General features: G+C 37.9%; 11 protein-coding genes and 1 tRNA gene. 11 read left to right on the forward strand and 1 reads right to left on the reverse strand.

The features are described 5' to 3' along the window. Nucleotides 1-45: 45 nt before the first annotated feature. From tuf to IWB64_RS11065, 11 genes are all read left to right on the forward strand, one after another. The gene (gene tuf, locus IWB64_RS11015) at nt 46-1233 is read left to right on the forward strand and encodes an elongation factor Tu (protein ID WP_194534043.1); all 1188 of its coding nucleotides are present in this window, start codon (nt 46-48) and stop codon (nt 1231-1233) included. 69 nt (nt 1234-1302) lie between these two features. Next, nucleotides 1303-1375, forward strand: a tRNA-Trp gene (locus IWB64_RS11020). Between the two features lie 21 nt (nt 1376-1396). Further along, nucleotides 1397-1585: a preprotein translocase subunit SecE gene (secE, locus tag IWB64_RS11025; RefSeq protein WP_194534044.1), complete on the forward strand. Its 189-nt coding sequence runs from the start codon at nt 1397-1399 to the stop codon at nt 1583-1585. 9 nt (nt 1586-1594) lie between these two features. Further along, the gene (gene nusG, locus IWB64_RS11030) at nt 1595-2146 is read left to right on the forward strand and encodes a transcription termination/antitermination protein NusG (RefSeq protein ID WP_194534045.1); all 552 of its coding nucleotides are present in this window, start codon (nt 1595-1597) and stop codon (nt 2144-2146) included. Nucleotides 2147-2213: 67 nt separating this feature from the next. Next, a complete protein-coding gene (gene rplK, locus IWB64_RS11035; protein WP_155597512.1) occupies nt 2214-2651 on the forward strand; it encodes a 50S ribosomal protein L11 in 438 nt (145 codons plus the stop codon). Between the two features lie 20 nt (nt 2652-2671). After that, the gene (gene rplA / locus IWB64_RS11040; protein WP_194534046.1) at nt 2672-3361 is read left to right on the forward strand and encodes a 50S ribosomal protein L1; all 690 of its coding nucleotides are present in this window, start codon (nt 2672-2674) and stop codon (nt 3359-3361) included. A 28-nt stretch (nt 3362-3389) separates the two neighbouring features. Further along, the gene (gene rplJ, locus IWB64_RS11045) at nt 3390-3905 is read left to right on the forward strand and encodes a 50S ribosomal protein L10 (RefSeq protein WP_155597510.1); all 516 of its coding nucleotides are present in this window, start codon (nt 3390-3392) and stop codon (nt 3903-3905) included. Nucleotides 3906-3957: 52 nt separating this feature from the next. Next, nucleotides 3958-4332, forward strand: a complete 375-nt coding sequence (gene rplL / locus IWB64_RS11050; protein WP_155597509.1) for a 50S ribosomal protein L7/L12 — start codon at nt 3958-3960, stop codon at nt 4330-4332. Between the two features lie 143 nt (nt 4333-4475). Continuing rightward, on the forward strand, nt 4476-8285 hold the full coding sequence (rpoB, locus tag IWB64_RS11055) for a DNA-directed RNA polymerase subunit beta (RefSeq protein ID WP_194534047.1): 3810 nt from the start codon (nt 4476-4478) through the stop codon (nt 8283-8285). A gap of 54 nt (nt 8286-8339) precedes the next feature. Further along, nucleotides 8340-12638 (forward strand): DNA-directed RNA polymerase subunit beta', encoded by a 4299-nt coding sequence (gene rpoC, locus IWB64_RS11060; RefSeq protein ID WP_194534048.1) that lies wholly within the window; start codon nt 8340-8342, stop codon nt 12636-12638. Between the two features lie 55 nt (nt 12639-12693). Next, on the forward strand, nt 12694-13005 hold the full coding sequence (locus IWB64_RS11065) for a DUF3467 domain-containing protein (RefSeq protein WP_194534049.1): 312 nt from the start codon (nt 12694-12696) through the stop codon (nt 13003-13005). A gap of 68 nt (nt 13006-13073) precedes the next feature. On the opposite strand, the gene IWB64_RS11070 is transcribed toward IWB64_RS11065, so the two are convergent. Then, a complete protein-coding gene (locus IWB64_RS11070; RefSeq protein ID WP_194534050.1) occupies nt 13074-14663 on the reverse strand; it encodes a peptide chain release factor 3 in 1590 nt (529 codons plus the stop codon). Nucleotides 14664-14919 lie beyond the last annotated feature (256 nt).

Consider the following 14919-nt stretch of genomic DNA (forward strand, 5'->3'; position numbering starts at 1 on the left):
ATTATTTGTACACTAATATATAACTAAGATTAAAATTCATTAAAAATGGCAAAGGAAACTTTTGATCGTTCCAAACCGCACTTAAATATAGGTACTATTGGACACGTGGATCACGGTAAAACTACATTAACTGCTGCTATTACTACGGTTTTGGCAAACGCAGGTCTTTCTGAATTGAGAAGTTTCGAGTCTATCGATAACGCTCCTGAAGAAAAAGAAAGAGGTATTACTATTAACACTTCACACGTAGAGTATTCTACAGCTAATCGTCATTACGCTCACGTTGACTGTCCTGGTCACGCGGATTACGTAAAGAACATGGTTACTGGTGCTGCTCAGATGGATGGTGCTATTTTAGTTGTTGCAGCTACAGATGGTCCAATGCCACAAACTCGTGAGCACATCCTTTTAGGACGTCAGGTTGGTATTCCTAGAATTGTTGTATTCATGAACAAAGTGGATATGGTTGATGATGAGGAATTAATCGAACTAGTTGAAATGGAAGTAAGAGAATTGCTTTCTTTCTACGAGTACGATGGTGATAATGGTCCTGTAATTGCTGGTTCTGCATTAGGTGCATTGAACGGTGAGCAAAAATGGGTTGACACGGTAATGGAATTGATGGAGGCTGTTGATAACTGGATCGAACTTCCAAAGAGAGATGTTGAAAAAGATTTCTTGATGCCTGTTGAAGATGTATTTACAATTACTGGACGTGGTACTGTTGCAACTGGTCGTATTGAGACTGGTGTTGCTAATACAGGTGATCCTGTTGAGATTATCGGTATGGGAGCTGAGAAATTGACTTCTACTGTTACTGGTGTTGAGATGTTCCGTAAGATTTTGGATAGAGGTGAAGCTGGTGATAACGTAGGTATCTTGTTAAGAGGTATTGAAAAAGCACAGATTAGTAGAGGTATGGTTATTTGTAAGCCAGGTTCTGTTAAGCCTCACGCTAAATTCGAAGCTGAAGTTTATGTTTTGAAAAAAGAAGAAGGTGGTCGTCACACGCCATTCCATAATAACTATCGTCCACAGTTTTATGTAAGAACTACGGATGTAACTGGTAACATTGCACTTCCTGCAGGAGTTGAGATGGTAATGCCTGGTGATAACCTTACTATTACAGTTGAGTTGATTCAACCAATTGCTTTAAGTTTAGGTCTACGTTTCGCTATCCGTGAAGGTGGTAGAACAGTTGGTGCCGGTCAGGTTACTAAGATTATAGATTAATTTATTATATAGGAATAATGTAATTAAGGGTGTTCTGCTTTTGTAGGACACCTTTAAATGCAATTATAAACGGGTGTAGCTCAGTTGGTAGAGCACTGGTCTCCAAAACCAGGTGTCGGGAGTTCGAGTCTCTCCTCCCGTGCGAATTTAAGTAAGAATCATTATGTTAACGTATATAAAAGAATCTATAGAAGAGCTTCGTAACAATGTTACTTTGCCTCCAAGAGCCGAATCATCTAACCTTATGGTAGTGGTTGCGGTATTTTCTATTTTGTTCGCTTTGGCGACTTGGGGTGTGGATAGTACATTCAGCAAATTGGTTCGTTTGTATTTCGATAACATCTTAAACTAGTCGGTTGCTATGTCAGAAGTATTGGAAAAGAAATGGTATGTAGTGAGAGCTGTCAGTGGCCAAGAGAATAAAATCAAAGGCTATATTGAGAGTGAAGTAGAGCGCCATGGTTTTTCTGACTATTTGGAGGATATCCTTGTTCCTACTGAAAAGGTGATTCAGATTCGTAACGGAAAAAAGGTTAATAAAGAAAGAGTTTATTTTCCTGGTTATATAATGATAAAAGCTAACCTTGGTGGTGAAATGATTCACATTGTACGTTCAATTACGAACGTAATCGGTTTCTTAGGGGAGACAAAAGGAGGTGATCCTGTTCCATTGAGAAAAGCCGAAGTGAACAGAATGCTAGGTAAGGTAGATGAATTGGCTGTTAATACGGATACGGTAGCTATACCTTTCACTCATGGTGAAACGGTTAAGGTTATTGATGGTCCGTTTAATGGATTTAATGGTACTGTTGAGAAAATCAACGAAGAGAAGCGTAAGCTAGAGGTTATGGTTAAGATTTTCGGAAGAAAAACACCATTGGAACTCAGTTATATGCAAGTAGAGAAAGTATAAGTTAAGTGTTACATATTTAAAGTTGTGTTGCTTCCAAAATAATACAGCTGAAATTTAATTTTAAACAATGGCAAAAGAAATAGGTAAAGTAGTTAAACTACAAGTTAGGGGAGGTGCAGCGAATCCGTCGCCACCGGTTGGACCCGCCTTAGGTGCTGCCGGTGTTAACATCATGGAGTTCTGTAAGCAGTTTAATGCTCGTACGCAGGACAAACAGGGTAAAGTATTACCTGTTGTTATCACCGTATATAAGGATAAGTCTTTTGACTTCCTTGTAAAAACACCACCGGCGGCAATTCAGCTATTGGAAGCGGCTAAGATTAAAAAAGGATCAGGCGAACCTAATCGTGTAAAATCTGGTAATGTTACTTGGGATCAAGTTAAAACAATTGCCGAGGACAAAATGGTAGACCTTAATGCGTTTACGGTAGAATCTGCAATGAGCATGATAGCCGGTACAGCAAGGTCTATGGGTCTAAAAGTTGCAGGTAAGCGACCTTTCTAAAATCTTAAAAGCAATTTGAAATGGCAAAATTAACTAAGAAACAAAAAGACGCCCACGCTAAGATAGATAAAGACAAACTTTATTCTGTAGCTGAAGGTGCTGCTTTGGTAAAAGAGATTACCAATACAAAATTTGATGCATCTGTAGATTTGGCAGTGCGTTTGGGTGTAGATCCAAGAAAAGCAAACCAAATGATTCGTGGGGTGGTTACTCTTCCTCATGGTACTGGTAAAGATGTTAAGGTTTTGGCCTTGGTAACACCAGACAAGGAAGCAGAGGCTACGGAAGCCGGTGCTGACTTTGTTGGGTTGGATGAGTATTTGGAAAAAATAAAAGGCGGTTGGACAGATGTTGATGTAATCATCACTATGCCAAGCGTAATGGGTAAACTAGGTCCTTTAGGACGAGTTTTAGGACCAAGAGGTCTTATGCCTAATCCAAAGACAGGAACAGTTACTATGGATGTCGCTAAAGCGATATCAGAAGTAAAGGCTGGTAAAATCGACTTTAAGGTAGATAAAACAGGTATCGTTCATGCTGCTGTAGGGAAAGCTTCTTTCTCTGCTGATAAATTGGAAGAAAATGCTAGAGAGTTATTAGACACTTTAGTTAAGATGAAACCTGCTGCTGCTAAGGGTGTTTATATGAAAAGTATTTTCATGTCAAGTACCATGAGCCCAAGTGTTCAGTTAGATCCAAAGACAGTTTAATCGAACTGGGTAGTTCAAAATTTACAGTATGACAAGAGAAGAAAAAGCAAACGTAATACAGGATTTGACTTCACAGTTAGGCGATAATGCAACTATTTATTTAGCTGATATATCGGGCTTGAATGCAACGCAGACCTCAGATTTGAGAAGAGCTTGTTTTAAAGCAGATGTTAAACTGGCAGTAGTCAAAAATACATTGCTTGCAAAAGCAATGGAAGCTTCCGAAAGAGAATTCGGTGAACTTCCCGGAGTGCTTAAGGGCAATACTTCGTTGATGTTCTCAGAAGTGGGTAACGTTCCAGCAAAAATTATCAAAGCTTTTAGAAAAAAGTCTGATAAGCCTTTGTTGAAAGGAGCCTTCGTAGAAGAAGCGGTATATATTGGTGATGAGAATTTGGATGCACTTGTAAGCATTAAGTCTAAAGAAGAAATGATCGGTGAGGTTATAGGATTGTTACAATCTCCAGCCAAAAACGTTATTTCTGGACTTAAATCTGGTGGTGGTAAACTAGCAGGTATCCTTAAGACATTATCAGAAAGATAAGAACGCACTAGTAAACTAAGTATATTTTAAAAATTTATTAAACGATAGTAAAATGGCAGATTTGAAAGATTTCGCAGAACAATTGGTTAACTTAACCGTAAAAGAGGTAAATGAGTTAGCTAATATATTAAAAGATGAATATGGTATAGAGCCTGCAGCTGCTGCAGTTGCTGTTGCCGCTGGTGGCGGAGACGCTGCTGAAGCTGCTGATGAGCAAACAGAATTTGACGTAATCTTAAAAGCAGCAGGTAGTTCTAAACTGGCTGTAGTTAAATTGGTTAAAGAATTGACTGGTCTTGGATTGAAAGATGCTAAAGATATCGTTGATAGCGCACCTAAAGCTGTAAAAGAAGGTGTTACTAAAGACGAAGCTGAAGGAATCAAAAAATCTTTGGAAGAAGCAGGAGCGGAAGTTGAGCTTAAATAGTATCAGCAACCATAACAATTTGGTTTAGGTCTTTCCTCGCTCCGGCGGAGCTAGACCTAAGCCTTTTTATACAAGTAAGACCCACGTATATGATGAGATATACGACCCGAATTTAGTATTCACGTTCAAAATACTGTCCATAGATGTTCACACAACAGACTGAGAGAATAAATTTTGCATCCGCTAAGAACACACCGGCTTATCCGGATTTCTTGGACATTCAGATAAAATCGTTTCAAGACTTTTTTCAGCTAGAAACGAAATCTGACGAAAGAGGCAATGAAGGCTTGTACAATACCTTCATGGAAAACTTCCCTATTACGGACACCAGAAACCAGTTCGTACTTGAATTTTTAGATTACTTCATAGATCCGCCAAGATATTCTATCCAAGAATGTATTGAGCGTGGTCTTACCTATAGTGTTCCGTTAAAAGCACGATTAAAATTATACTGTACCGATCCTGAGCACGAAGATTTTGAAACTATCGTGCAAGATGTGTATTTGGGTACTATACCTTATATGACACCTAGTGGTACATTTGTTATCAACGGAGCGGAAAGGGTTGTAGTTTCTCAGTTGCACCGTTCACCAGGTGTTTTCTTCGGTCAGTCATTTCATGCGAACGGAACTAAATTATATTCTGCCAGAGTAATACCTTTTAAAGGTTCTTGGATAGAATTCGCAACAGATATAAACGGTGTAATGTATGCGTACATTGATCGTAAAAAGAAGTTGCCTGTAACTACTCTTTTCAGAGCTATTGGTTTTGAAAGGGATAAGGATATTCTTGAAATTTTTGACCTTTCAGAAGAGGTTAAGGTTTCAAATGCAGGTCTTAAAAAAGTATTGGGACGTAAATTGGCAGCTAGGGTTTTGAACACTTGGCATGAAGATTTCGTTGATGAAGATACTGGCGAAGTTGTTTCTATTGAAAGAAACGAAATCGTTATAGATCGTGATACTGTTTTAGAAAAAGAACACATTGCCGAAATTATAGATGCTGATGTTAAAACCATCCTTCTTCATAAAGTTAGCAATGCACAATCAGATTACTCTATAATTCACAATACATTACAGAAGGATCCAACAAACTCTGAAAAAGAAGCTGTTGAGCATATCTATCGTCAATTACGGAACGCCGAGCCGCCAGATGAGGAGACTGCACGTGGGATTATTGATAAATTATTTTTCTCTGATCAACGTTACAACTTAGGTGAAGTTGGGCGTTACAGAATGAACAAGAAATTACAGTTGGATATCGGAATGGACAAGCAGGTCTTGACCAAAGAAGATATTATTACTATTATTAAATATTTAATTGAACTTATCAACTCTAAAGCAGAGATTGATGATATTGATCACCTTTCTAACCGTCGTGTTCGTACTGTTGGTGAGCAGTTGTCATCTCAGTTTGGTGTAGGTCTTGCCCGTATGGCAAGAACTATTCGTGAGCGTATGAATGTTCGAGATAACGAAGTGTTTACTCCAATTGATTTAATTAATGCGAAGACATTGTCTTCTGTGATTAATTCATTCTTTGGTACTAACCAGTTGTCTCAGTTTATGGATCAAACAAATCCATTAGCGGAGATTACGCACAAGCGTAGATTGTCTGCACTAGGGCCAGGTGGTCTTTCAAGAGAGCGTGCTGGTTTTGAGGTTCGTGATGTTCACTATACACACTACGGTAGACTTTGTCCTATTGAAACTCCTGAAGGTCCAAACATTGGTTTGATATCTTCGTTAGCGGTATTTTCTAAAGTAAACCCAATGGGCTTCTTGGAAACTCCATATCGCAAGGTGGATAATGCTAAGGTAAATACGAAAGAATTCGTTTACCTAAGTGCAGAGGAGGAAGAAGGAATGAAAATTGCCCAGGCTAACATTCCAATGAAAGAAGATGGTACTATTGATACGGATAAGGTTATTGCTCGTGAAGAAGGAGATTTCCCGGTAGTAGATCCGATTGAAATTAACTATACAGACGTTGCTCCTAACCAGATTGCATCTATATCTGCATCACTAATTCCTTTCTTGGAACATGATGATGCCAACCGTGCGTTGATGGGATCTAACATGATGCGCCAAGCGGTGCCATTGTTAAGACCACAAGCACCAATTGTTGGTACAGGTCTTGAGCGTCAGGTTGCTTCTGATTCTAGAGTATTGATAAATGCAGAAGGAGATGGAACTATAGAGTATGTAGATGCTAAGATGATTACGATTAAGTATGATCGTACTGATGCTGAGCGTTTGATTAGTTTTGAAGAAGATTCAAAATCATACAACTTGGTTAAGTTTAGAAAAACTAACCAGGGTACTAGTATTAACCTGAAGCCAATTGTAAGAAGAGGAGATAAGGTTAAAAAAGGTCAGGTTCTTTGTGAAGGATATGCAACTGAAAAAGGTGAATTAGCCCTAGGGCGTAACCTTACCGTGGCTTTTATGCCTTGGAAAGGATATAACTTTGAGGATGCAATCGTAATTTCGGAAAAAGTAGTTCGTGAAGATATCTTTACTTCTATTCACGTAGATGAGTATTCTTTAGAGGTTAGAGATACTAAATTAGGTGCTGAAGAATTAACTCACGATATTCCTAACGTTTCTGAGGAAGCTACTAAGGATTTGGATGAAAACGGTATGATTCGTATCGGTGCCGAGGTTAAGCCTGGTGATATCTTAATTGGTAAGATTACTCCAAAAGGAGAGTCTGATCCAACTCCTGAAGAGAAATTACTTAGAGCAATTTTTGGTGATAAAGCAGGTGATGTAAAAGATGCATCCTTAAAAGCATCTCCATCATTACATGGTGTTGTTATCGAGAAGAAATTGTTTTCTCGTTCGGTAAAAGATAAGCGTAAGCGTTCTGAAGATAAAGAAGAACTTAATAAGTTAGAGTTAGAGTACGAAGTGAAATTCCAAGAGTTGAAAGACGTCTTGATAGAGAAACTTTTTACTTTAATCAACGGTAAGACATCTCAAGGTGTATTAAACGATTTAGGTGAAGAAGTATTGCCAAAAGGCAAGAAATACACGCTTAAAATGTTAAACTCTGTAGATGACTTTGCTCACTTGGTAGGTGGTAGTTGGACAATGGATAAGGATACAAACATATCTGTTGCCGATTTGCTTCACAACTATAAGATAAAACTGAACGATCTTCAAGGAAACTTGAGAAGAGACAAGTTTACAATTTCCGTTGGGGATGAATTACCAGCTGGAATTATGAAATTGGCCAAAGTTTATGTTGCCAAAAAGCGTAAGCTTAAAGTAGGTGATAAAATGGCGGGTCGTCACGGTAACAAAGGTATTGTATCTCGTATCGTTCGTCAAGAAGATATGCCTTTCTTGGCAGATGGAACTCCGGTAGATATCGTATTGAATCCATTGGGTGTACCTTCTCGTATGAATATTGGTCAGATCTATGAAACCGTATTAGGTTGGGCAGGTTTGAAGCTAGGAAAGAAATTTGGTACTCCAATTTTTGATGGTGCCACTTTAGATCAAATAAATGAATATACAGATGAAGCTGGTATTCCAAGATTTGGTCATACTTATCTTCATGATGGTGGAACAGGTAAGCGTTTTGATCAACCAGCAACAGTTGGTGTGATTTATATGCTAAAACTTGGTCACATGGTAGATGATAAAATGCACGCACGTTCTATAGGACCATACTCTTTAATTACACAACAACCATTAGGTGGTAAAGCACAATTTGGTGGTCAGCGTTTTGGAGAGATGGAAGTTTGGGCTCTTGAGGCATACGGTGCTTCGGCAACTTTACGTGAAATATTGACCGTTAAGTCGGATGATGTTATTGGTAGAGCTAAAACCTATGAGTCAATAGTTAAGGGCGAAACCATGCCAGAACCCGGTTTACCGGAATCTTTCAATGTATTGATGCACGAACTTAAAGGTTTGGGCTTAGACATCCGTTTGGAAGAATAGAATCGATTGTAGCGATTGAAGAACACACATTTTAATTAGTATCACCATTAGATTATGGCTAGAATAAAAGATAATAATCCAATAAAAAGGTTTGATAAGATTTCTATCGGATTGTCCTCACCAGAAGCAATTTTGGCGGAGTCAAGAGGAGAGGTTCTTAAGCCTGAAACTATCAACTACAGAACGCACAAGCCGGAGCGAGACGGTCTTTTTTGCGAGCGTATTTTCGGTCCTGTAAAGGATTACGAATGTGCTTGTGGTAAATATAAGAGAATTCGTTACCGTGGTATTGTTTGTGACCGTTGTGGTGTTGAGGTTACGGAGAAGAAAGTACGTAGAGATAGAGTAGGGCACATCAACTTGGTGGTTCCTGTAGCTCATATCTGGTATTTCCGCTCGTTACCAAATAAAATAGGTTACCTTTTGGGACTACCTTCCAAGAAATTGGATATGATTATTTACTACGAACGTTATGTAGTAATTCAACCAGGTATAGCTAAAGGCGCTGAAGGTGAAGAAATCAATAAAATGGATTTCTTAACCGAAGAGGAGTACTTGACTATTTTGGAGTCTATTCCTGTTGAAAATCAGTATTTAGATGACACGGACCCTAATAAGTTTATCGCTAAAATGGGTGCGGAATGTCTTATAGATCTTTTAGCTCGTATCGACTTAAAAGAACTATCATACCAGTTACGTCACAAGGCAAATACAGAGACTTCCAAGCAAAGAAAAACTGAGGCTTTAAAAAGGCTTCAAGTTGTTGAAGCGCTTCGTGAGTCTCAAGAAAATAGAGACAACAGACCTGAGTGGATGATTATGAAGGTAATTCCGGTGATTCCGCCAGAATTACGTCCATTGGTGCCGCTAGATGGTGGTCGTTTCGCAACTTCGGATTTGAATGATCTTTACAGAAGAGTTATTATTCGTAACAACCGTTTAAAAAGGTTAGTTGAGATTAAAGCTCCTGAAGTAATTCTTAGAAATGAGAAACGTATGCTTCAAGAAGCAGTAGATTCTCTTTTTGATAACACAAGAAAAGCTTCAGCTGTAAAAACCGAATCTAACAGACCGTTAAAGTCGCTTTCCGATTCATTAAAGGGTAAACAAGGACGTTTCCGTCAAAACCTATTGGGTAAACGTGTTGATTATTCTGCACGTTCGGTAATCGTTGTTGGACCTGAAATGAGATTGTTTGAATGTGGTCTTCCTAAAGATATGGCTGCCGAGCTTTACAAGCCTTTTGTTATCAGAAAACTGATAGAAAGAGGTATCGTAAAAACAGTTAAATCTGCTAAGAAAATTATAGATAAAAAAGAACCCGTTGTTTGGGATATTCTTGAAAACGTATTGAAAGGACACCCTGTAATGTTGAACAGGGCCCCTACATTACACCGTTTAGGTATTCAAGCATTCCAACCAAAACTTATTGAAGGTAAGGCTATTCGTCTTCACCCATTGGTATGTACGGCATTTAACGCGGATTTTGATGGTGACCAGATGGCGGTTCACCTTCCTTTAGGACCAGAAGCAATTCTAGAGTGTCAATTATTAATGTTGGCTTCTCATAATATTTTGAATCCTGCTAACGGTTCTCCTATTACTGTACCATCTCAGGATATGGTATTGGGTCTGTATTATATGACCAAAGAGAGAAAATCAACTCCAGAAGTGCCTATTGCTGGCGAAGGTTTAACTTTCTATTCTTACGAAGAGGTAGAGATTGCCTTTAATGAAGGAATGGTTAACTTAAATGCTGGGATAAAAGTAAGAGCAAAAGACTTCAATGAAGAAGGTGAGTTAGTAAATAAAATTATACCTACTACGGTTGGTAGAGTTTTGTTTAATATGGAAGTTCCAGAAGCTGCTGGATACATTAATGATGTATTAAATAAGAAATCTTTACGAGATATTATCGGGGGAATTTTAGCAGTTACTGATGTGCCTACTACAGCAGATTTCTTAGATAAGATTAAAACTATGGGATATGATTTCGCCTTCAAAGGTGGTCTATCTTTTAGTTTAGGTGATATTATTATACCGCAGGAAAAGCATGAAATGATTTCTGAAGCTAACGTACAAGTTGATGGAATTAAGGCCAACTATAATATGGGTCTTATTACCAACAACGAGCGTTACAATCAGGTAATTGATGTTTGGACTTCCACAAATGCCCAATTGACCGAATTGGCAATGAAGCGTATTCGTGAAGATCAACAAGGTTTCAACTCTGTGTATATGATGCTTGATTCTGGTGCAAGGGGTTCCAAAGAACAAATTCGCCAGTTAACAGGTATGCGTGGTTTGATGGCTAAGCCTAAAAAATCTACTGCCGGTGGTGGTGAGATTATTGAAAACCCGATTTTATCTAACTTTAAAGAAGGTCTTTCAATTCTTGAATACTTTATTTCTACTCACGGTGCTCGTAAAGGTCTTGCTGATACTGCTCTTAAAACGGCAGATGCAGGTTACTTAACACGTCGTTTGGTAGATGTTTCACAAGATGTGATAGTTAATATTACAGATTGCGAAACTTTGAGAGGTGTTGAAGTTTCTGCCTTGAAAAAGAATGAAGAGGTTGTTGAGTCTCTTGGAGCACGTATATTAGGTAGAGTTTCTTTACATGATGTATATGATCCATTAACGCAAGAACAATTACTTTCTGCTGGTCAGGAGATAATGGAAATTGACGCGAAGAGAATTGAAGAGTCTCCTGTTGAAAAAGTTGAAGTACGTTCAGCATTAACTTGTGAAGCTCCTAAAGGAATTTGTGCTCAGTGTTATGGTCGTAACCTTTCTACCAATAAAATGGTTCAAAGAGGTGAAGCTGTTGGTGTTGTAGCTGCTCAGTCAATTGGTGAGCCAGGAACACAGCTTACATTACGTACCTTCCACGTGGGTGGTATTGCGGGTAACATTTCTGAGGATAACAAGTTAATCGCTAAATTTGGTGGTGTAGCTGAAATAGAAGATTTAAGAACTGTTTTAGGAGAAGACAACGAAGGCAAACCAGCTGTAATTGTTATCTCTAGAACTTCGGAAATCAAGGTTGTAGATAAGAAAACTGGTATTACGTTAAGTACAAATAACATACCTTATGGTTCGCAATTGTTTGTTGAAAACGGAGCAACAGTAGCTAAGGACGATGTTGTTTGTTCTTGGGATCCATATAACGGTGTAATTGTTTCTGAGTTTCCAGGTAAGATAGCTTACGAGAATATTGATCAGGGTGTTACTTATCAAGTTGAAATTGATGAACAAACTGGTTTCCAAGAAAAAGTTATCTCGGAATCTCGTAACAAGAAGTTGATACCAACTCTTTTGATTCAAGATAGTAAAGGAGAAACTTTACGTTCATATAACCTTCCTGTTGGATCACACATCATGGTAGATGATGGTGATAAGATTAAAGAAGGTAAGATTCTTGTGAAAATACCTCGTAAATCTGCAAAAGCGGGTGATATTACGGGTGGTCTTCCAAGAGTAACTGAACTTTTTGAAGCACGAAATCCTTCTAACCCAGCCGTTGTGTCTGAGATAGATGGTGTTGTTTCTTTTGGGAAAATCAAGAGAGGTAACCGTGAAATCATTATAGAATCTAAATTAGGTGAAGTCAAGAAATACTTGGTGAAGCTTTCTAATCAGATTTTGGTTCAAGAAAACGATTACGTTCGTGCAGGTATGCCATTATCAGATGGTTCTATTACTCCTGAGGATATTCTTAAGATTAAGGGCCCATCTGCTGTTCAGCAGTACTTGGTGAACGAAGTACAGGAAGTATATCGTTTACAGGGTGTAAAGATAAATGACAAGCATTTTGAGGTTGTTGTTAGACAGATGATGCGTAAAGTTCGTATTCAAGATCCAGGAAACACCATCTTTTTAGAGAATCAATTGATTCATAAAGATGATTTCATTAAAGAAAATGATGAAATCTTTGGAAAGAAAGTTGTTGTTGAAGCTGGTGATTCTGAAAACCTTAAAGCAGGTATGATTGTTACAGCTCGTGAATTAAGAGATGAAAATTCTGTTTTGAAACGAACCGATAAGAATCTAGTAACTGCAGAGGATGCAGTTGCAGCTACTGCTACGCCTATATTGCAAGGTATAACACGTGCGTCTTTACAGACTAAATCGTTTATATCTGCAGCATCTTTCCAAGAAACGACTAAAGTATTGAATGAAGCTGCGGTAAGCGGTAAAATAGATACATTAGAAGGCCTGAAAGAGAATGTGATTGTTGGACATAAAATTCCAGCAGGTACGGGTATGCGGGACTATGAGAACATCATTGTAGGCTCTAAAGAAGAGTATGATGAAATCATGGCACGCAAGGAAGCCTTGAAATTTTAAACTCAAATAATTCAAACCCTCAATAATTTCTATTGAGGGTTTATTTTTTTAAAATATGAGCGAAAAAGAACAAAAGCAAAACCAGATTAATATTGAGCTTGATGAGAAAACGGCGGAAGGTATTTATTCTAATTTGGCGATTATCAACCATTCTGTATCAGAATTTGTAGTCGATTTTATTAGTATGATGCCAGGTGCTCCAAAAGCTAAGGTGAAGAGTAGAATAGTTCTTACACCACAACATGCCAAAAAGTTTTTAAAGGCTTTGAATGATAATGTAAAGCGTTTTGAGGCGGCACATGGTACTATTAAGGACTACGAGCAACCTCCTATACCTATGAATTTTGGGCCTATTGGAGAGGCTTAAGCTCCTGATAAAAAAAATCCCCTTTGTAGAAACAAAGGGGATTTTTTTATTTTATATATATTCTGTTTTTAATCGAACTCAGAAACAAAATGTAGTTTTACGCTAGGGTATTTTTGTTGAGTCATCTGCAATGAGAATTGAGAATCTGCTAGAAAAACTAATTGGTTTCTCTTGTCTTTAGCTAAAAATTTCTGTTTCACTCTTTTGAATTCCTTGAACTCGTCATTTTTAGGGTCTGATGGTTCTACCCAACATGCTTTAAACACGGGGAAGTTCTCATACGTACATTTGGCACCATATTCATGCTCAAGACGGTACTGAATAACCTCAAACTGGAGAGCTCCTACGGTACCTATTACTTTTCTTCCGTTTAATTCAAGAGTAAATAACTGTGCTACACCCTCATCCATCAGCTGGTCAATACCTTTGTAAAGTTGCTTAGATTTCATTGGATCGGCATTGTTAATGTACCTAAAGTGCTCCGGAGAGAAACTAGGTATGCCTTTGTAATGGAGTTCTTCTCCTTCAGTAAGTGTGTCACCAATTTTAAAATTACCAGTATCATGAAGCCCTACAATATCTCCAGGGTACGATATATCTACAATTTCTTTTTTCTCGGCAAAAAACGCGTTTGGACTCGAAAATTTCAGTTTTTTACCATTTCTAACATGTAGATATGGTTTGTTCCGTTCAAAAGTACCTGATACAATTTTTATAAAAGCTAGTCGGTCACGATGCTTCGGGTCCATATTCGCATGTATTTTGAATACAAAGCCGGACATTTCCTTTTCATTCGCATTAACTACCCTTTCCTCGGCCTTTTTAGGGCGTGGTGGAGGAGCAATTTCAATGAAGCAGTCCAATAGTTCTCGAACTCCAAAATTATTTAAAGCTGAACCAAAGAATACAGGCTGTTGTGTACCTTGTAAATATTTATCCTTGTCAAAGTCAGGATACACACCCTTTACTAATTCTATATTTTCACGTAGTTCTTCTGCAGCTTTGTTGCCAATAATTTTCTCAAGTTCTGGGCTCTCAATAGAATCAAAAGCAATGGTTTCTTCAATATTTTTCTTGCTATCGCCGCTAAACAGATTGATGTTCTTTTCGTAAATATTATAGATTCCTTTAAAATCATATCCCATACCAATAGGGAAACTCAAAGGAGTGACTGATAGTCCAAGTTTTTGCTCCAAATCATCAAGAAGGTCAAAAGCGTCACGTCCTTCCCTATCTAATTTATTTATGAAAACAATGATGGGTATGTTACGCATTCGGCACACTTGCACCAATTTTTCGGTTTGCTCTTCAACACCTTTAGCAACATCAACAACAACGATTACACTATCTACAGCGGTAAGTGTTCTAAATGTATCTTCGGCAAAATCTTTGTGCCCTGGCGTATCAAGAATATTTATTTTCTTATTCTTATATATAAAAGCAAGTACAGATGTAGCAACAGAAATACCACGTTGGCGCTCTATTTCCATAAAGTCACTGGTAGCGGTTTTTTTTATTTTATTGTTTTTTACGGCACCTGCTTCCTGAATTGCCCCACCAAATAACAGAAGTTTTTCTGTTAATGTGGTCTTACCTGCATCTGGGTGGGATATAATTCCGAAAGTTCTACGCCGTTGAATCTCATCTTTAAAACTCATGAAGAAAATTTGTGCAAAAATACATTAAATTATAGTTTATTTAGAACAGAAGATAGGTTAATAACAAAGTACTAAAAGTGATAGAAGATTAACTTAATTTATGCTTTAGTGTCGGATTGCAGTATATCGATGAACTACCTGAAAATTCGATTTAGTGAGATAAGGGTATGGTTTTTTGTTGTTTTCGTCGATGTGGTTATTCGTTAAACAGGTTTAATTTAAGTCCTTTACCGAATATTTAGGTTTTTAAAGGGTA

Source organism: Zobellia nedashkovskayae (assembly GCF_015330125.1).
GTDB classification, from domain to species: domain Bacteria; phylum Bacteroidota; class Bacteroidia; order Flavobacteriales; family Flavobacteriaceae; genus Zobellia; species Zobellia nedashkovskayae.